Source organism: Gemmatimonadota bacterium (genome assembly GCA_026705765.1).
Lineage (GTDB): Bacteria > Latescibacterota > UBA2968 > UBA2968 > UBA2968 > VXRD01.
The window spans coordinates 76,356-96,118 of sequence record JAPPAB010000007.1 but is presented as its reverse complement, the minus strand read 5'-3'; the positions used below and the strand labels follow the sequence as shown (position 1 = coordinate 96,118).

The window sequence follows — 19,763 nt, the reverse complement described above, 5'->3', positions numbered from 1 at the left end:
GTCTTTGACGATGTTTGTGGGCAAGGATGATGGTGTAACCGTCTATAGTTCGATTGGTTCAACGTCGCTTTCTGGATTGGGCAATTTGTTTATTCCGATCTTGATTGCAGCACTTATTGTGCTCAATACGATGATGGGTGCTGTGTATGAGCGTTTTCGAGAGATCAGTATTTATTCTTCGGTGGGATTGGCTCCCAATCATATTGCCGCACTTTTCCTCGCGGAGGCCGGCGTATTTGCCACACTCGGTGCGGTTATGGGATATTTAATTGGACAGGTTCTGGTGCTCATACTTTACAATGAGGGATTGTTGGGAGGCCTGGAATTGAATTATTCGTCGCTGTCTGCAATTTCCGCCACGTTGATTGTGATGGCAACGGTATTTCTCTCCGCGCTTTATCCAGCCAAAAAAGCCGCTGATATGGCCGTGCCCGATGTGACCCGCAAATGGGAATTTCCCGACCCGGATGGCGACCGGTGGATATTTGATTTTCCCTTTACGGTGGGAGGTGCCGAGGTATTGGGCATGTACTCTTATTTGACCCGGGTTTTTGAATCTTATGGCGAGGGGTCGGTGGGTGATTTTGTTGCCGATCACGTGAAGTTCTGGTCTGAGGATCACGAGGGAGAACCGCAATACAATATTGATCTGACGGCCTGGCTGGCGCCTTACGACCTGGGGATTAGCCAGGAAGTGCAGTTAAAAGCTATTCCAACGGGTGAGCACAATATTTACAAGATTGAAGTGGTGATCAATCGCTTGAGTGGCGATGTGGCGTCTTGGAAACGGATCAATCGCGGATTTTTGAATGTGTTGAGAAAGCGATTCCTGGTCTGGCGTACAATTCCGGGCGACATGAAGTTCAATTATGCAGAAGACGGACGCCGGGTGTTGTCTGGCGAAGTCGCGGCAATAGCATAACGCGCAGATTTTGTGAATTTCCTTCTGGGAGGCAATTTTGGCAACCGATGAACCAAGAGATACTGAAGAAACAAAAGAGGATCTGACGGAATACGAACAGATTATGCCAGAGGACGCGCCTTTTGAAGATGGCTTTGGCTGGAAGACGATATGGGCGACGGCGTTCGTTGGGATTGTTATGTTGCCAGGGGCGATTTATCTGGGCCTGGTGACCGGGCAGAGCATGGCTGGCGCGTCTGAGTGGGTGACGATTATTCTCTTTTTAGAGATTGCCAAGCGCTCTTTTGTTCGGCTCAGGACACAGGAAATTTTGATCATCTACTGGGTCGCCGCAGGGCTGTTGGGCATTGGGGTAAAACTCGGTTCTGGTGCACATCTATACGGTGGACCTTTTGGGGGGTTGATCTGGGATCAGTATTTGATTCAGTCACCCGCGGCAAAAGGTCTGGATAGTTATATTCCAAATTGGGTGACGCCGCCTCTGGATTCGCCGGTTTATGCCGAGCGCACGTTTGTGCATCCCGACTGGATTTTGCCGGTGTTGATTCTGTTTCTGGTCATGATTATCAATCAGGCTGCGCGGCTGTCCTTTGGGTATGTGATGTTTCGCATTACCAGCGATATCGAGCAATTGCCTTTTCCGCTGGAGCCCGTTCAGGCACGGGGTGTCACCGCACTGGCTGAAACATCGGCCAAAGCCGAGGGGTGGCGATGGCGCGTGTTCAGTACGGGAACCTGTATTGGTCTGGTGTGGGGATTGCTCTATGTGGTTGTGCCCACATTGTCGGGCATTTTTCTGACTGAGACTGTTCAGGTTTTGCCCATTCCGTTTATCGATTTTACAGCCGAGGTAAAGACTATATTGCCCGCCGCTGTGTTTGGCATAGGAACGGATTTGGGGCATTTATTATATGGTTTTGTCCTGCCGTTTTACGTGGTGGTGGGGTCATTTATCGGTGCTGTGCTTGCCAATCTGGTGATTAATCCACTGCTTTATACTTACACAGATGTCTTGAGCCGATGGGCGCCTGGTATGACGGCGATCCCCGCGAGTATTTCCAATCGGTTCGATTTCTGGCTGAGCTTTGGAATCGGTACTTCAATCGTGATCGCACTCACCGGTTTTTATATGATAGGCAAAACCCTGTTGGAGCAGCGCAAGCTGAAACAGGAAACAGGACATCATTCTATAAACATCAGTATGGAGGATTTGCCCGAGGGCCGGGGTGATCTGCCGATGAAGTGGCCTCTCGTGTTGTGGGTCATGGCATCTTTTGCCGCCATTGGGTTGTGCCAGTGGCTCGTGCCAGAGTTTCACTGGGGATGGCTGGTTTTCTTCGCATTTATTTATACGCCTGTTTCGTCTTATATTGGTGCCCGGATGATCGGTCTCACGGGAAGCCCTTATGGGGCGAGCATTCCCTATATTCGGGAAGCGGCCATTTTGTTGTCGGGATATAAGGGGGTGGCGGTGTGGTTTGCCCCCATTCCACTGCACGACCACGGGCTGGCCGTGCGGCAGTTTAAGCAACTGGAATTGACCAAAACAAAGATCGGCAGTTATCTCAAAATGGTCGTAATTACGATGTTTGTGATTTTCATTTGCAGCTTTATGTTCTATGAGTTTATCTGGCGATTGGGACCCATCCCATCTTCCACATATCCTTATGTCCAGCTATTTTGGCCCTATGAAGCCACGATGCAAACCGTATGGCTTAAATCGACTTTGCCACCCGAAGAAGTACAGGGTACTGTAGGTATGGATCTTTTAAGAGAAATTATCGTCCCCAAATACATTCTCACAGGGTTGGTTTCTGGTGGACTTCTCTATCTGGTACTGGTCGCAGCCAAGGTCCCCGTTCTGGCGTTTTTTGGTTTTGTGAATGGCCTGGCGCAATGGCCGCATTTTGTCATTTTGAATTTTGCCGGGGCGATGCTGGGACGATATCATTTTCAAAAGCGGTTTGGCGAGTCCAAATGGAAGGCTTACGCGCCTATTTTAGTCGCGGGTTATTCCTGCGGTATGGGGCTTATTGGCATGACCTCAATTGCCGTGGCTTTGATATCCAAAGCTGTGTCTCAAGTGGTTTTCTGAGATAAATAATGATGGTGGAACTTTTATTCGGGCATGTGTCGTCTAATTTGTTGCGATATATGCCCGGATTTTTATAGGCATTTTTACAACTTTTTCAAAGGAGCAGATTATGCAGAGGTTTCGACTTTTCGGTTTTTTGGCAGTGGCGATGCTTCTGGCCGCGTCCTGCGATGTGTGGGCACAGCCTCAAAGAGGCGGTCAAGGGCAAGGGCAGCGCGGTCAAGGGCAACGCGGCGGCGTTCAGGTGCAGCGTTTTTTGCCGGTTGAACAGGCGCTGTCTTATCTGGCATTTAACGAGAATGTGGCCCTGAGTGATGAGCAACTCGTCAAGGTGCGTGCGTCACTTAAGGGGATTTATGCAAAACGGCAGGAGTTGCAAAGAAGTCTGCGCGGAAGTAACGACCAGCAGGCGGCCATGCAACAGGTGCGCGCGCTGCGAATGGAAATGACACAGGGTTTGACTGCTATTCTCAATGAGAATCAGACAAAGGTATTTCAAGAATATATGCAGCGGATGGGTCAGCGCGGGCAACGCGGGCAGGGTCAGCGCGGGCAGCGCGGCGGCCAGGGTGGTCAGGGTGGTCGTGGTGGTCGTGGTGGCGGTGGTGGCGGTGGTGGCGGTGGTGGTGAGTAGAGGTTTCTATCCCTGTTCTTTGCTGAAGATGTCAAAACGCGGGTTTCTTTCAAGAAGCCCGCGTTTGTTTTTTGGGCACGCTTGTTTATTATAAAAAAATGGGTTACATTATCTTCCATTGCAATGGGAGGGTTCTGTGGTACCTGAGTCTATCAAACATCTCAAGCGGCCTTTTTCATTTGCGGTTGTGAGTGATACGCATTTTGTGACGCGGGATTTTATTGGGCAGGCGTTTGACGCGACAAGACCGCTCAGCACTGAGGGGTATGTGGAAAATGTGACCTATTCGCTTGCGCCAATGATGGATGCTCTGCGCCATCTCAAACCAGATTTTATAATTTTGACAGGCGATGTGGCCGAACCTCCGCTGGATCCAGAACGCCACCGTGAGAATCTCAAGGCTGCACTGGATTTTTTTGCAACTTGCGATATTCCCCTGATCGTCGCTCGCGGCAATCACGATGGTGTTGCGGCTTTTGATGAGGTTGTGGGACCGCGTATTGCAAAGTTTTTAGGTGAGACGCCCAAAGCGCATTATTTTTCGTTTGAGGTGGATGGTTGCCAGTTTATTGTCCTGGATACGCCGTTTTGGAATCCCGAGCAATGTCAGTGGCTCAATGCCGTGTTGAAAGAAAACGCTTATGCCCCGTTGTTTTTACTGGGGCATCATCCTATATGGCCGATAGCACGCGCTTTTTTTTATAATCGCGATTTTCAAACGGATATGGTCAATCTTCTGTCTCAGCACGCGATTGATGCCTATTTTTGTGGGCATTCACACAATCAAAGTATTGTGTTGCACCGCACGCCCCATTTGCCAGTGTTGCAGTGTATGGGTGCTCTGGTCGGATTGTCTGATGCACCGCCGCTTCCTCTCGACCACGTTCAAGCCCTTTTGCCCCCGCCAGATGATCTCATGGCTGTTTGGCCCGGATATATTGAAAATACAGCTCCGGGATGGTTTATGGGATATGTTTCACAGGGCCAGGCGCGCGTGGAATGGCATCATATTAACCGCGGAGCTGAAGCTATGGTGCACTGGTTTCGTCCTGGCGACATTCAGACTTTTTGGTCGATGGATCCCGCGCCTCCAGCCCAACTCATTGAAGCCAATTTGCAGCGTATTCGCCAGGGGATGCTCCGTTTTTGTGCCTGGGATAGTATGGGAGATGCGCGCGTATTTCTCAATGGGAATGAGATTGGTCTTTTGCCACGCGCAGATAATTTTACGCCCAGTCGCCTGTCTTTACCGCCCAACGCGCTTGCTTGTTTGCAAATGGAAAATAAGGTGCATATTGAACCTGCTGAGGGAAGTGAGATGACGCTTGGCAATCTGGTTCTCGAAGTGGTATTGCCCGGTGGCCGTTATGTGCGGTCTCAGGTTTTTGAAGAGATTTATACGTGGTCTAACCGGTGGGAGGGGTATGAATATGAGATGTTGCAAAAGATGAAACCGGGACGATCGTTAACAACAGTGTTGTCTTTCAGGTGAGGATGTGATGGACGAAAGAAGAGATACCAATCGATTAATCCACGAGACCAGTCCGTATTTATTGCAGCATGCGCACAATCCCGTTGCGTGGTTTCCGTGGGGAGAAGAGGCATTTGAAAAGGCCGTTGCCGAAGACAAGCCCATTTTTTTGAGCGTGGGATATGCAGCCTGTCACTGGTGCCATGTGATGGCACACGAGTGTTTTGAAAACGAGACAATCGCGCAGATTATGAACGCGCATTTTGTCAATGTGAAGGTCGATCGCGAAGAACGCCCCGATGTCGATGAAATTTATATGAATGCGGTACAGGTTATGACTGGATCTGGCGGATGGCCTATGAGTGTGTTTTTGACGCCGCAGGGCGTTCCGTTTTACGGAGGCACGTATTTTCCGCCTGAGAGCAGGCACAACATACCGGGCTTTCCCCAGGTTCTGGAATCCGTTGCCAGACATTATCGGGAAAAAGGTGATAACGTCGCAGATGTGGCGAATCGATTGCACGAGCACTTGCGGGCGATGGCGCGTATTGATGCGTTGGCAGATGATTTGAGTGAGGCGGATTTTGACGGTGCATTTCAGAAGAGCAGATCGAATTTTGATTTTCAAAATGGCGGGTTTGGCACACAGCCCAAGTTCCCAAATTCGATGAATCTCGATGTGTTTTTGCGAACCCATTTGCGTACGGGGAATGACGAGGCACTCGCGATGGTGACTTTGACGCTGGAAAAAATGGCGCGCGGGGGCATTTACGATCAGCTCGGCGGGGGATTTCACCGCTACTCTGTGGATCGCTACTGGCTCGTGCCCCATTTTGAAAAGATGCTGTATGACAATGCACTGCTCGCACAGCTTTATACGCAGACTTATCAGGTGACGAGGCAGCCGCTTTTTGCGCGTATCGCCAGGTCAATTCTGGATTATACGCGCCGAGAGATGACCGCGCCAGAAGGCGGTTTTTATTCGACGCAAGATGCCGATAGCGAGGGGGAAGAGGGCAAGTTTTTTGTGTGGACGCCGCAGGAGGTGGTGGATCTATTGGGAGAAGAAGACGGTGCGGTATTTTGTCGGTATTTCGATGTGACGGAGCGGGGCAATTTTGAGGGTAAAAATATTCTGAATATTCCGCATGTTTATGAGGTTGATGAAGATGCGATAGCACGCGGATGTGCAATTTTATTTAAAGTACGAGAAGAGCGTGTAAAACCCGGGCGCGATGAAAAAATTCAGGTGAGTTGGAATGGGCTGATGATTTCGGCTTTTGCACAGGCGTATCGGGCGTTTGGCGATCCCGTTTATCTGGATAGCGCATCAGATGCGGCTCAATTTATCCTGGATAATATGTGTACGGGTCGCGGGTTTTTGTTGCATACCTGTAAAGATGGACAGGCGCGTTTCAATGCCTATCAGGATGATTATGCCTGTTTGATCGTCGGGTTAGTCGATCTGTACGAGGCGAGTTTTGAGCCTTCTTATCTCATTGCTGCCCGCGATTTTATGGAGGTGATGATCGATCAGTTCTGGGATGATGAAGATGGCGGGTTTTTCTATACGGGAAAAGATCACGAGGAGCTGATTGTGCGGTCAAAAAATCCCTTTGACAATGCCACGCCGTCTGGTAATTCGATGGGGGCGATGGCACTGCTGCGATTGGGAACCCTGCTGGAGCGCGAAGATTGGCGGGATATGGCCGCCCGTATTTTGCATCTTTTTGGCAGGCATATTCGGGAGGTGCCTTCGGGTTTTGGCAATATGATTTGTGCCCTGGATCTCTATTTGCAAGGGGCAGTTGAAGTCGCTGTTTTGGGGGATCGAGATAGAGAGGATACGGTTGCACTGCTCAATGTGGTGAATAAAACATGGCGACCCAATGTGGTTTTGTGCGGGGGAAGTGATCCCGTGTCTGACGCTGTTCCGCTTTTGAAAAATCGCGGCATGATCGACGGACGCGCCACGGCTTATGTCTGTCGCAATTTTGTATGTTCTGAACCCGTTACAGATGCCGAGGCACTGGAAAAATTACTGGATGAAGTTGGTTCGGGATACTAATTTGAACAAAGAAGTCAACAATCTAACAGCTAAATCCAAATGAAAGGATATGTCATGGCAGATGTTTTGATTATAGGCGATGGACCTGCGGGATTGAGTGCCGCGCTGTTTTTGGCGAAGAATGGTCAGAATGTGACGGTGTTTGGGCAAGATGGGACGCCGATGCACAAGGCGATGCTCTACAATTATCTGGGCATTCCCGAGATGACGGGGAGTGAGTTTCAGCGGGTAGGGCGCGCGCAGGTCCAGAATTTGGGTGGCGAAATTGAGGATGTAGAAGTGACCGATGCCGAAAAGACCGATGCCGGTTTTGCCGTTACAACGGCGGATGGAGGCCGGAGAGAGGGGAAGTATCTCATTTTGGCGACTGGTACAAATACCAAATTGGCCGAGGGGCTGAGTTTGGCTAAGGAGAACAAGGGTATTGTTGCCGATGGAGATGGCCGCACTTCGGTTGAGGGGCTTTTTGCAGTGGGTTGGAATACGCGTCTCATCCGCACGCAGGCGATTATTTCCGCAGGGCAAGGCGCCGCAACTGCGCTGGAAATTCTATCGCTCGAAGCCGGTGAAGATTTCCATGATTTTGATGTGGTTGAATGAGGTGAGATAAATTTCTTCGAGAGGTTCCAGGTCCTGTGCAGAGGGAGAGGTATCTGGAGCCTTCTTTTTTTAGTCTGAATGCTCAGGGTCAAGATGATTGGAAAGGAAAAAAATATGGCAGGACAAGGTTCTGGCGGCAATGTTCTGGCAGCTTTGTGTAGTTTTTTTATTCCGGGGTTAGGGCAGTTGCTTCAGGGGCGTTTGCTAATTGCCCTTTTCCAATTTGTTCTGGCGGCCATCCTGTGGTTTATCTGGATGGGCTGGTTGATCCACTTGTGGTCGGTTCTGAACGCGGCTCGGTGGAGACCAGGAGATTAAGAGGATTGTCTGGTGAAAATTGATGCTGCGGAAATTCGATATGTCGAGTTGCCACTGATTTCGCCGTGGCGTACGGCTTATGGCGAGGATGCGACGATTCATTCGGTGATGGTTAAACTCTCGGGGGGAGGAACCGCTGCCTGGGGTGAGGCTACGCCATTTTATGCGCCGACTTATTCGGCCGAGTCAGCCCGATCTGTTTATGAGACGGCGCGGGAATTTTTTTTGCCATATCTGGTGGGAGAGCAGATAGAGACGGCGGCGGAACTGATGGCGCAGATTGCGGTGTTTAAGGGCAATCCTTTTGCCAAAGCGGCTGTGGAAACCGCGTGGTGGGCATTGGATAGCAAGTTGAAGGGCATACCGCTCTGGCAGTCACTGGGTGCAATTGATCCGACAGTGGCATGTGGTGCTGATTTTGGTGTGCAGGATACGATTGATGAGCTTTTATCGCTGATTCAGGGGGCAGTAGATGTGGGATATCCGCGTATCAAATTGAAGGTACGACACGGATGGGATATCGAGATGCTCAAAGCCGTGCGTTCGGCTTTTCCCGATCCCGTTATTCATGTGGATTGCAACTCGGGATATGATTTGAATGCGGATTTTGATACGCTCAAGGGATTTGATCAGTTCAATTTGGCGATGATTGAACAGCCATTGGATCATTTAGATTTGATTGAACACGCAGAGTTGCAAAGCCAAATTGAGACGCCAGTGTGTTTGGATGAGTCGGTTAAACGCCCGCGGGATTTTGAACTCGCCCTGAAAATTGGCGCATGTCGCGTGATCAATGTAAAACCGGGGCGTGTGGGAGGTTTGTTAAATGCCGTGCAAATTCACGATATGGCGCGCGATGCGGGTATAGATGCGTGGGTGGGCGGGATGTTAGAGAGTGGAGTTGGCGCCGGGATTTGTGCGGCGTTGGGTACGTTGTCGGGATTTAACTATCCGGCCGATGTGTTTCCATCTCGCAAGTTCTATGTTGAGGATATTACAGATCGGTGGATTGAGCAGGATGAGAATTGCAATGTGGTACTGGATGAGACGCCCGGTGTTGGGTTTGATCCAGTTCCCGAGCGTCTGGAGAAGGTGACGGTTATGAAGGCGGTTGTAGAAGCGTAAATTTCCCCTCTATCGGTTCTACGGTGACGGATACGGTGAGCGCGTGTTGACCACCGCCCAGGACTACGCCTTTGAGAGGGGTGACGTCGGCAAAGTCTCGGCCCCAGGCTAAGGTGATGTGCCGGTCATCACCGGGTATGAGGTTGTTGGTCGGATCAAAGTCGATCCAGCCGTGATTGGGCAGGTACACAGAGAACCAGGCGTGGGAGGCATCCGCGCCAATCAGGTGTTCTGTGTCGGGAGAGGGCAAGGTTTCGAGATAGCCGCTGATATAGCGCGCGGCCAGACCCATAGCGCGGAGGCAACCGATAGCCAGGTGGGCAAAGTCCTGACACACGCCTTTGCGGTGTTTGAACACATCGGATAATGGCGTGGATATGGTGGTGAATCCGGGTACGTATTCAAAGTCGCTGTAGATGCGTTGGGTGAGGTCGCTAACCGCTTCTATAAAGGGACGGTCTTTAGAAAATGACGGTTCTGCATATTTTATCAACTCGGGGACGGTAGTGGCTTTGGGAGAATCCAGTACAAATTGGCGCACTGAAAGAAGGTCGGGATCGGTAGTGGTTTTGAGGATGTGACACACGGTTTCCCAGGGCATATCGCTGGTCAATTGGGTTTGCGATACGATATGCACATCGCTTTCGGCTGTGACTGAGAGGATATTGTGGGACTGCTCGATGGAAAAATAGGCGGTGCGATTGCCAAAAAAATCTTTTCGCTCGCGAAAAAATGCTGGCTGTGGATTGATGGTGATGTGGCTATTCAAGCAGGTCTGATTAAAAAAACTGCGCGGATTCAAGCGGGCTTGATTGTGAGACAGGCTCACGGTCTCTGCATATTCGTAGTGGCTCTGGTGTGTGATGCGATAATTCATGCGCCAAAGTTCCGGTGTGGATGACCGTCAATTACCCAGGTGTCTTTGCTGTGTACAAACGTATGCGCAGGAACGACAAAATTGTCGCGCTCGGGTGCGCTGCGCGTGAGGCCTCCGGGCATTACCGAGTATGTATTTTGGTGGGAGACTGCAAAGGCAGTGAGGGTGGTGTAGCGAGATTCGAGATGGCCCTTGATCAGGGAAGGTGCGGTTGCAAAACTGACGTGTTCCTGGCCTGCGTAATGGGTGGGGTTTGCCCTGATGCGATCGCGCCAGGCTTCGCGCTCGGCGTGGCTGAGCAAGGCGCCGAAGACGCGGGGAATAGCGGATTGCTGATCAATTGGGCAGAGTATCAGACTGTCGAGATGGTCGAGCACATAGTTCATTTCCCGCACTTGCCCGCACCACCAGGTGGCTATCGAGGGCAGGATGAGATCTTCGCCCAGCAAGTGTCGTGCAATGCCGGGCAAAAAAGGCATCAAGCCCAAATTTTCGAGCATACTACTGCCCAGGGGATTGGCAATGGCTACGTGCCCATTTCGCACAGCATCGAGTAGCCCGGCAACGCCGAGTTGTGATTCTTCGTTGAGTTCCAATGGGTCGCAAAAATCGTCATTGATGTGGCGCAAAATAATATCGACGGGATGCAGACCATCGATGGATTTGAACCACACGCGCCCATCGCGTACGGTAAGGTCATCGCCTTGCACAAGGGTATAGCCCAGATAAGCCGAGAGACATGCATGTTCGAAATAGGTGGCGTTAAAAGGTCCCGGGGTCAGTATGACGATCCGGGGATTTTCTTTATTGTGAGGAGCAATTTCAGATAGGCCGGCCTGAAAGGTGCGAAAAAAATGGGCTAGGCGCCGCACATTGCAGTCGTTGAATAAGGTAGGCATGATGCGCGACATTGTGGTTCTGTTTTCGAGCGCGTATCCCAGGCCCGAAGGTGCCTGTGCGTGGTCGTACAAAACCCACATCTGTCCATCGGGGCCTCGCGCGAGATTGGCGGCATAGACGCGCAACTGATGCTCGGCAGGTAGAAAGACATCTTTGCAGGGCCTCAAAAAACCGGCGTGATTATAGATGAGTTCAAAAGGCAACAGGCCCTCTCGGATGAGTGTTTGGGGACCGTAGATGTCTTTGAGTACGAGGTTTAGTAATTCGGCGCGTTGAGATATCCCTCGCGCAATATGGGTCCAGTCATTGGCCTGAAGCAGCAGAGGTATGGGATCGAGTTCCCAGGGGTGGTGCAAGCCATCGGGGTCGCTGTGTACGTTGTACGTAACGCCGTTTTCGCGGAGCAGCAATCGCGCTTCCTCGTGGCGATGCGCCAGTTCTTTGCTGCCCATGCGTTCTATTGCGCGAAAAAAGGGATGCCAATGGGCGCGCACCCCGTCTTTTTGGTCCCACATTTCGTCGTAAGAACCGGATTCAAGGGCGTACCCTTCGAGCATATTCATCGGTTTCAGGCGGTCGTGGTGGAAGGTGAGATCGTAAAGAAGGTTTCGAAAATAGCGTTGTCAAGCTGGTTGAGCCGACTTTGAAATACGTCGAGGTATTCGTGCAGACCCCGCGTGATGATTTCATCTATACTGGTGTAATCCAGTTCGGCGAGCAGGCGACCCAGTACTTGTTCAGATGTGTTTTGGAAAGAGTCTTCGGGCGTACCCGATATGGTGTGCAAGGATTGATTGGCCCTGGAAAGACAGTATCGAATAGCGCGGGGAAATTCGCGGTTTAAGAGCAAGAAATCGACCACATTATGGGGTTCGATAGGGCCATATTGTTTGCGATACATTTCGAGGGCACTGGCAGATTTGAGCAGTGCCGACCACTGGATATTGTCAAAGGGTGTGCCCACATCATCAACTTCGGGCAATAAAAAGAAGTATTTGACATCGAGGATGCGCGAGGTTTTATCGGCGCGTTCTAAGTCCCGACCCAGTTGAGCAAATTGCCAGGCTTCATTGTGAGACATGGTGTTGCGCTGAATGCCTGTGAACAGGTGACTGGCCATGATGATATCTGTAAAGTAGGTATGGGGAGCATCCTGTGCCTGGGGTTTGTCGATATTTTGTACCTGCAAGTAGAATTTGTTAATCTGTTCCCACATTTCCGTTGAAATAATTTCTCGGATAGAACGCGCATTTTCACGGGCGTTTTGTAAGCAGGAGATAATGGAGTTGGGATTTACGGGACTAAATGTCAGGAAGTCGATGACGCTGGCCTGGTTGTCCGTTGCGTAGTTTTCGTAGAACAGGTCCTGGTCGCCTGTGGTGAGCACAAGCGGTTCCCACTGTCCTTTGGCTTCAACGGGTAAGTCGAGCATCAAGTGACAATTGACCTCAATAAAGCGGGCGACATTTTCGGCGCGTTCAAGATAACGACTCATCCAGTAAATGGATTCTGCTGTGCGGCTTAACATAAGATGGCTCGGCGTTAGTGCGTTTGTGAAAGGTACCTGGACGGGACAAGTGGATCGTCGCTGTCGTATAATACCCAGGTGTCTTTGCTTCCCCCACCTTGTGAAGAGTTGACCACCAGAGATCCTTTTTTAAGGGCCACGCGCGTCAGCCCGCCGGGCAAGACATAAGTATCTTCGCCATTGTAGAGGATATAGGGCCGCAAATCGACATGGCGGCCTTCAAAGTGGTCTTCTACCAGAATAGGGCTTCGCGAGAGTGCAATGGTGGGTTGTGCAATATAATTGCGTGGGTTTTGGGTGATGCGGTTGGCAAAGTCTTCGCGTTCGGCCCGTGTGGAATTCACGCCAATGAGCATACCGTATCCGCCCGACTCATTGGCGGCTTTGACCACAAGGGTGTCCAGATTTTCGAGCACATGCTGGCGTTGCTTGTCGTCCCAACAAACATAGGTGGGCACATTGGGCAGCAGGATGTCTTCGTTGAGATAATATTTGATGATTTGTGGCACATAAGCATATACGACCTTGTCGTCGGCAACACCTGTGCCGGGCGCATTCGCAAGGGCGACCTGACCGTTTTTATAGGCCTCCATGAGTCCGGGCACGCCCAGCATGGAATCGGGACGAAAGACTTCTGGATCGAGAAAATCGGCATCAATTCGCCGATAAATAACGTCGATGCGCTGAAAACCACGGGTCGTTCGCATCGATACAGAACCGTCGGCAACGACGAGGTCCCGCCCTTCGACCAATTCGATACCCATTTGTTGGGCGAGAAAGGCATGTTCAAAATAGGCCGAGTTATAGACGCCGGGTGTGAGTAATACGACCGTTGGCGATGTGACATGGGAAGGAGATAGAGAGCGCAGTGTATTGAGCAATTGAGCGGGGTAGTCATCTACGTGTCGCACATGAGAAGCTTCAAATACTTCTGGAAATATGCGTTTGAGAACCTCCCGATTTTCAAGCACATAAGACACGCCCGAAGGACATCGCATATTGTCTTCGAGAATGTAAAACTGGCCGTCTCTATCGCGCACGAGGTCAATGCCGGAAATGTGACACCACACATCTTTGGGGGGCGAAAGACCAATACAGGGTTTTAGAAATTCTCTGGCTGTGTCGATGACGTAGCGGGGAATGATGCCGTCTTTGAGGATTTTTTGCTCGGTGTAGATGTCGCAGATAAAGAGGTTGAGGGCCTGAATGCGTTGCACGAGGCCATTTTCGATGTAGGTCCAATCGGTATGAGAAACGATGCGAGGAATGATGTCGAAGGGAAAAATTTTTTCAACGCCGGCTTCGTGGCCATACACGTTGAACGTGATGCCCATGTTCATCAAGGCCAGTTCGGCGGCTTGATGGCGTTTTTGGAGTTCGTCTTTGGAGAGTTCGCCGAGTTTCTCGGTGAGCAATCGCGCGCCGGGATGAGGCGTGTTAGGAGATTCAAAGAGTTCGTCGTAAAATCCGCCGAGTTCATAAGATGAAAAGTCCATAGTGTTTACCATCTAGCAAAAGAATGGCTTATGTGACGTGGCGATAAAAAATAATAAGCCGATGGAGAGCACCTGTCAATTGTTTTTTCGGTGATCTGTATTTTGAAAGAAGGGGAAAAAGGATTGTTTGATTTGCGGTTTTAATCTATTATCTTTCTTCTACGATAGATCAGTATTATCATTTTTGAGGAGGTATGGTTATGGCTATTGCTACTCAAAGTTTCCAGGACCGACTCCTGGACGGGGACCTGACCCTAGATGTTTCTCCGGAAGTGGATCCGGGCAATCTGGTGTATCACAAATTGTGCTCTGCTGATGATTTTGAAGAAGGCGAAGGAAAGCCGTTTACGGTGGAGGGCACCCACATCGCGGTTTTCCGCTACGAGGGGGGGTTCAATGCGGTAGATAACCGCTGTCCGCACATGGGATATCCGATGTCCGAGGGCAGTGTTCGGGACGGAGTCCTGATCTGTCACTGGCACCACTGGGAGTTCGACCTTAAGACGGGCGGCTGTTTCATAACCTCCGGAGCCGGAAACGATCTGAAGAGCTTTCCCGTGGAGGTGCGGGGCGATGGGTGTTTGTACGTAGGGCTTGCGCCGGGTGAAAAAGAGGCGGCCAGACGCCGACAGATTGACCGGGGAAAGTATATTCTTGAGCAGGGACTGAAAGATCGGAGCTCGCTCCTGATTGCCAAGGCGATTACCGCGCTAAAGGCTGCGGGCGCCACGCCGCAGGAGATGATCCAGCAGGGACTTTTTTACGGGGCATATAAATCGAATGAGGGTTGGTCATCGGGCGTAGCCATTTTGACGCTGGCTGCAAATATGTGGGAAGATGTGGGCGAGAGGGACCACAATCTTTTTCTGGTTCACGGGCTGACACAGATTTCCAGACGCACATCAGGAGGTTCTCGGCGGCAGGGTTTCCCTTTGCCCAAAACATCGGACGAACCGGACCTGGCGACCCTCAAACGCTGGTTCCGGCGGCTGGTGGATCAGCGTAGCAGCAGTGCTGCACAGCGTATTTTGATGACCTTGTACGACCGTGGATATTCACCAGAAGAGATTGCGGATATCGTTTTTACCACGGCGACAGATTTCTATTTTACCGGGGACGGTCACGCGCTCGATTTCGCGAATAAGATGTTCGAGGCTTTAGATTATGTAGGTTGGGAAGGGGCGAATGAGATTTTGCGACCGATTGTGGTAGATTTAGTGGGCAGGGAACGACACGAGGAGACCGCCCGGTGGGAAGACAGCGTGCCGGTCCTGGAAGATATTTTCACCCGTCTGGACGAGATATGGGAAGCGAACCAGGAGAACCAGGCACCGCTGGATATTTCTGCTTTTACGCAGACGCTGCTGGGGGAGGAGTTCGAGCCGATTGTCGCCGAGATCGAAAACAAACTGCGCGAGGGTGTGAAGCCCACGGATATCTGCCGGGCGATGACCTATGCTGGAGCCATCCGCACGGCGCGGTTCCACCTCAAGAACGAGGGAGACTGGCACGATGTAGCGAATATTTACTCTTACGCCCATGCCCTCTATCGCGCTTTCCATCTGGCACCGAGCGCAGAGCTTTTGCGCGGCATTTTCCACGGCGCTGTATTTATGACCTATTTGCGCTGGCTCAACATGCCAGCGGCCCGCCTGCCGAGGGAAGGACAGCGTTTGGACGAGATGTTCGCGTCTGAGGACGAGATGTTGGACCGACTACAGGAGTTTGCGGATTTCCAGAAGGTCTTTGAGGCTGAGGTGCTGGTAAGCCAGTATCTGGAAGAAGGATACGATATCACGAAGCTCAGGCATACTTTGGCCCATATTATGCTGCGCGAGGATGCAGAGTTGCACATGTTCCAGGTGCTGGAGGTGGCGTTCCGGCACTACGATCTGTCGGACGATCCGAAGGAGAAGCGCATGCACCTGCTGGCGGCGACCCGGTATATTACCGCCCAGAAGGTGATGAAGGGGATTCTGTGGTCCACGGAGAACGCGGAGCGGCTACAGCGCGGGGAACTGTTAAGCGAACGGAATGACGATAATTAGGACAGGGGCCAGGTGAAGGCTGAGGGCTGAACAGGCAGTAGCGGGCAATATCCTGCTGCTGCCTGTTTTTGTTTGCCACTATCTGATCGATAGAAATTTCCCACCTTGCCGCGCTGATTCTTCGGCTGTAATGCAGGCATTGGCAACGGCGAGGGTGTCATCTGTTGAGATCGAGTTTTCTTTGTCGCGCGAAAGTGCATCGATCATATTTTCAACAAATGCATGAGTAGTCGAGGGAGGGAGTTTGGGTTCGTAAGTGCCCGATTTGTTGGAGACAATGAGCACGTGATCGTCGGCATAGGCGCGCAAGTGTGCCGAGCCTTCGGTGCCCATAATAATGAATCGCGTATCGCCAAAAGATCGCGCATCGTTTGGGGTGAGCCAATCGGCAGTGGCGGTGGCAAGTGCGCCATTGTCGAGTTGAAACGAAGCCTGGATGTGATCGAATGTGAGGCCCGTGGCGATGTGTTTTTTGAGCGTACCGAGCGCGTGAACACCCGTGTATTCTGCGCCGGTGAGCCAGCGAACCTGATCCACCCCGTGGCCCGCCAGGTCGTGGAATGTACCCACATATTTGTCTGCCTCAAAGTAGAGTGCGGGGGGATTTGCGCCGAGTTTGTGTGGATGCGTGGTGATGAGGCTCACGAGGTCGCCCAAATCGCCGTTTTGAATCGCCTGCCTCAATGCGATAAAGGCCCCATAACTACGGGAGGTGAAAAAGGTGGAGAGTTTGATATTGTTTTTGGCAACAGCAGTTTTGATGCGTTGTAATTCTTCCGCCGTTCGGCAGAGCGGTTTATCGAGTAGCATGTGGACGCTAGCTGCGGCACACGCTTCAATGACAGGTGCTTTTTCGTGATGTTCCATACCCTCAATTACCAGGTCGGGTTTTGCTTTTTTGAGCATCTGGCCGAGTGAGTCAAAGCGGGTGATGTTGTGGTCTGCAGTATATTTTTCGCAAAGCGCGTCATTGGGTTCTACAATGCCGACGATTTCGCCATTTGGCGCGTTGACCGCCGAGTGAAACATACCGCTTATATGTCCGTAATGCGTGCCCATAATGCCGATTTTCATAATAGCGTCCTTCCTATGCTCGCCACCTGTGCGATTCGAGTACCGTATGTGTTAAAAAAAGAAAAAAAGCCGCAGCACTAACAAAAAATACCACATCGTGGGTATCGACCACACCGTGAATCATGTCTCGGGTGTGTTCTATGAGGGAGAGAAATTTCAAAATAACAAAAAATATGTCGTTGGCAAAGCGCGCGGCCCAGTCAATAATCCACAACAGAATTAAAAAGAAAAAAGACAACACGGCTGCGATAATCTGATTCTCAGTCAAAGATGAAGCCAAAATGCCCACACTGATAAATGTGGCACCAATCAGCACCACAGCTAGCGCGCCGGAAAAAATGGGGCCCCAGTCTAATTGTGCGTGTAGGGACAACACGCCAATATAGCCGAAGGCCATCGCTTCGATTATCAAATACAATACGTAACAAGCGAGAAATTTTCCTATCAAAATTTGTGCTGAAGTAATCGGCGAGGTCATCAATAACTCATATGTGCCACCGCGTTTTTCCTCGGCGTAGAGACGCATTGTGAGCATTGGAATTACAATCATCCAGATAAAAGTCTGAAATTCAAAAAATGGTGTGACAACCTCTGTATTGACGTTTAGCAGAATTTTTTCTTCGCGTTCTGCCAATTTTAAATATACGGTCATATCGTGAAATTCGAGTAGCTGATTGCGAAAAACAAAGCCGCTAAATAGCAAAAATACACCGGCCATCACGTATGCAATTGGCGAGCCAAAATACGACCGCATCTCTTTGCCAAAAATCGCCATTACATTGCCCATCACACTTCCTCCTCGTGCATGGTCAGCGCGTGAAAAATTTCTTCCAAAGACATGGACTCCTGCCTCATTTCTACCAGTCCCATTCCCAATTCGACAATGCGACTCGATACTGCGGCACTCAAATCCGCTTTAGCTGGCCAATGGACGTGCAACCCATTATTTGTTTGCGTCACATCGCTAACCCCTTCAATAGTGGCAATGGCTTGGGCGGCAATGTCTATATCGCCCGATATCCGAACAAAAAACCGCGTTGTATCGCGCATACTATCAGTGAGATTTTCAGGGGTATCAACTGCGACAATTTTACCTTCGTGGATAATGATCACGCGATTGCAGGTCATTTCAACTTCGGGCAGAATATGCGTGCTCAAGATCACCGTGCGCTCCTGGGCAAGTTCGCGGATCAATTGTCGCACCTCGATGATTTGATTGGGATCAAGGCCCGAAGTTGGTTCGTCCATGATGATTACCTCGGGGTCGTGCAATATCGCCTGTGCAAGCCCTACCCGCTGCCGATATCCTTTAGATAAATGACCGATGAGTTGCTCGGTACGATCCGCAAGCCCGCATTGAACGACGACTTCATCAATTCGCTGTCTGGATTCTTTTGGTGAAACGCCCTTGATTTTAGCGATAAACTCCAGGTATGTACGCACGTGCATATCGCGATATAGGGGCGGCAATTCGGGCAAATATCCAATGCGCCTTTTGACTTCCAATGGATTGTCAAAAATGTCGTAGCCGGCAATGCGCGCCGTGCCTTCTGTGGCGGGCAAAAAACAGGTGAGCACGCGCATGGTCGTGGTTTTGCCCGCGCCATTTGGTCCCAAAAAACCGACAATTTCACCCTTACCCACTTGAAACGAAATGTCGTCAACAGCTGTAAACGCGCCGTATCGCTTTGTCAGGCGATCAACTTCTATCACGTCGTACTCCTTATCTCTTAATTTTTTTCGCCCGCATCCTGAAAAATTGCATCAACGGTTCGTGATACGCTCCTTGAGTCGAAATATTCACGGCGTCTAAGCCCATGCGCTGAAACAGCGCTGCGCGGTCATCGCGCTCTTTTCGCGTCAGCTTTTGAAATACATCGCGTACTGCTGCATCGCCAAAATCGACCATGATGCCTTCGCCTGTCTCGGCATCTTCTAACTCCACTATGCCAATTGCAGGTAGATTGTACTCCCGAGGATCTTCCAGTGCTATCGCTATCAGGTCGTGACGCCTATTTGCAACGCGCAGTGCTTTTTCATAGTCGGAAGCAAAAAAATCCGATACCAGAAATACCACACTGCGCCTGTAGGTTACGCGGTTCAAATACTCCAATGCCGTACCGATATTTGTACTGCGCCCCGAGGGTTGAAAATACAACAACTCTCGAATTACGCGCAATACATGCTTTTTGCCCTTTTTGGGAGGGATAAACAACTCAACTTCGTCGGTAAAAATGATCAGTCCCACGCGGTCGTTATTCTGAATTGCGGAAAAGGCGAGTAGCGCACAAATCTCAGCACCTATCTCGCCTTTCATTTGCGACACCGTTCCAAAGTCGCCCGACGCACTCGCATCCACCATCAATATCACGGTGAGTTCTCGCTCCTCGTCGAACACTTTGACAAAGGGGTCATCCATACGCGCTGTCACGTTCCAGTCGATTGTGCGAACATCATCGCCGGGCAGATATTCTCGCACTTCTGCAAACGCCATACCCCTGCCCTTAAACACCGAATGGTATTCGCCAGCAAAGATCGTGTTCACCAGATTGCGCGTGCGCAACTCAATGCGCTTCACTTTTTTGAGGATTTCAGTTGGAATCATGG

Annotated in this window: 17 protein-coding genes; 9 read left to right on the top strand and 8 right to left on the bottom strand. The window is 50.8% G+C overall.

The window, feature by feature from the left end:
* The 8 genes from OXH16_01105 to menC form a co-directional block, all read left to right on the top strand.
* A partial coding sequence (locus OXH16_01105; GenBank protein ID MCY3679964.1) for an ABC transporter permease occupies positions 1-922 on the top strand: 922 nt, incomplete at its 5' end.
* Positions 923-959: 37 nt separating this feature from the next.
* Positions 960-3,017 carry a peptide transporter gene (locus tag OXH16_01100; GenBank protein ID MCY3679963.1) on the top strand — a complete coding sequence of 686 codons (2,058 nt, stop codon included), beginning with the start codon at positions 960-962 and terminating at the stop codon, positions 3,015-3,017.
* A gap of 109 nt (positions 3,018-3,126) precedes the next feature.
* Positions 3,127-3,651, top strand: coding sequence for a hypothetical protein (locus OXH16_01095; protein MCY3679962.1), 525 nt, complete (start codon positions 3,127-3,129; stop codon positions 3,649-3,651).
* A gap of 136 nt (positions 3,652-3,787) precedes the next feature.
* A complete protein-coding gene (locus OXH16_01090) occupies positions 3,788-5,143 on the top strand; it encodes a metallophosphoesterase (protein ID MCY3679961.1) in 1,356 nt (451 codons plus the stop codon).
* A 7-nt stretch (positions 5,144-5,150) separates the two neighbouring features.
* Positions 5,151-7,190, top strand: a complete 2,040-nt coding sequence (locus OXH16_01085) for a thioredoxin domain-containing protein (protein ID MCY3679960.1) — start codon at positions 5,151-5,153, stop codon at positions 7,188-7,190.
* 54 nt (positions 7,191-7,244) lie between these two features.
* Positions 7,245-7,790, top strand: coding sequence for an NAD(P)/FAD-dependent oxidoreductase (locus tag OXH16_01080; GenBank protein ID MCY3679959.1), 546 nt, complete (start codon positions 7,245-7,247; stop codon positions 7,788-7,790).
* A 114-nt stretch (positions 7,791-7,904) separates the two neighbouring features.
* A complete protein-coding gene (locus OXH16_01075) occupies positions 7,905-8,108 on the top strand; it encodes a hypothetical protein (GenBank protein MCY3679958.1) in 204 nt (67 codons plus the stop codon).
* Between the two features lie 12 nt (positions 8,109-8,120).
* A complete protein-coding gene (gene menC, locus OXH16_01070; protein ID MCY3679957.1) occupies positions 8,121-9,233 on the top strand; it encodes an o-succinylbenzoate synthase in 1,113 nt (370 codons plus the stop codon).
* On the opposite strand, the gene OXH16_01065 is transcribed toward menC, so the two are convergent.
* Genes OXH16_01065 through OXH16_01050 form a run of 4 tightly spaced genes read right to left on the bottom strand, consistent with a single transcriptional unit; the run spans position 9,208 to position 14,034 of the window.
* Positions 9,208-10,110, bottom strand: coding sequence for a transglutaminase family protein (locus OXH16_01065; protein ID MCY3679956.1), 903 nt, complete (start codon positions 10,108-10,110; stop codon positions 9,208-9,210). The genes menC and OXH16_01065 overlap by 26 nt on opposite strands.
* A complete protein-coding gene (locus tag OXH16_01060) occupies positions 10,107-11,573 on the bottom strand; it encodes a circularly permuted type 2 ATP-grasp protein (protein ID MCY3679955.1) in 1,467 nt (488 codons plus the stop codon). The genes OXH16_01065 and OXH16_01060 overlap by 4 nt, the downstream gene beginning before the upstream one ends.
* Positions 11,574-11,578: 5 nt before the next feature.
* Complete coding sequence (locus tag OXH16_01055) at positions 11,579-12,538, bottom strand: alpha-E domain-containing protein (GenBank protein MCY3679954.1); 960 nt, start codon at positions 12,536-12,538, stop codon at positions 11,579-11,581.
* A gap of 14 nt (positions 12,539-12,552) precedes the next feature.
* On the bottom strand, positions 12,553-14,034 hold the full coding sequence (locus OXH16_01050; protein ID MCY3679953.1) for a circularly permuted type 2 ATP-grasp protein: 1,482 nt from the start codon (positions 14,032-14,034) through the stop codon (positions 12,553-12,555).
* Between the two features lie 200 nt (positions 14,035-14,234).
* Here OXH16_01050 and OXH16_01045 point away from each other — a divergent pair, with 200 nt between their 5' ends.
* Positions 14,235-16,082 (top strand): Rieske (2Fe-2S) protein, encoded by a 1,848-nt coding sequence (locus OXH16_01045; protein ID MCY3679952.1) that lies wholly within the window; start codon positions 14,235-14,237, stop codon positions 16,080-16,082.
* A gap of 78 nt (positions 16,083-16,160) precedes the next feature.
* On the opposite strand, the gene OXH16_01040 is transcribed toward OXH16_01045, so the two are convergent.
* From OXH16_01040 to OXH16_01025, 4 genes are read right to left on the bottom strand one after another with little or no spacing between them, the layout of a single operon-like run.
* A complete protein-coding gene (locus tag OXH16_01040; protein MCY3679951.1) occupies positions 16,161-17,156 on the bottom strand; it encodes a Gfo/Idh/MocA family oxidoreductase in 996 nt (331 codons plus the stop codon).
* A 13-nt stretch (positions 17,157-17,169) separates the two neighbouring features.
* Positions 17,170-17,943 carry an ABC transporter permease subunit gene (locus OXH16_01035; protein MCY3679950.1) on the bottom strand — a complete coding sequence of 258 codons (774 nt, stop codon included), beginning with the start codon at positions 17,941-17,943 and terminating at the stop codon, positions 17,170-17,172.
* The gene (locus OXH16_01030) at positions 17,943-18,869 is read right to left on the bottom strand and encodes an ATP-binding cassette domain-containing protein (GenBank protein MCY3679949.1); all 927 of its coding nucleotides are present in this window, start codon (positions 18,867-18,869) and stop codon (positions 17,943-17,945) included. Before OXH16_01030 ends, OXH16_01035 begins: the two co-directional genes overlap by 1 nt.
* 10 nt (positions 18,870-18,879) lie before the next feature.
* Entirely contained in the window at positions 18,880-19,761 is an 882-nt protein-coding gene (locus tag OXH16_01025) for a DUF58 domain-containing protein (protein ID MCY3679948.1), read from the bottom strand.
* Positions 19,762-19,763 lie beyond the last annotated feature (2 nt).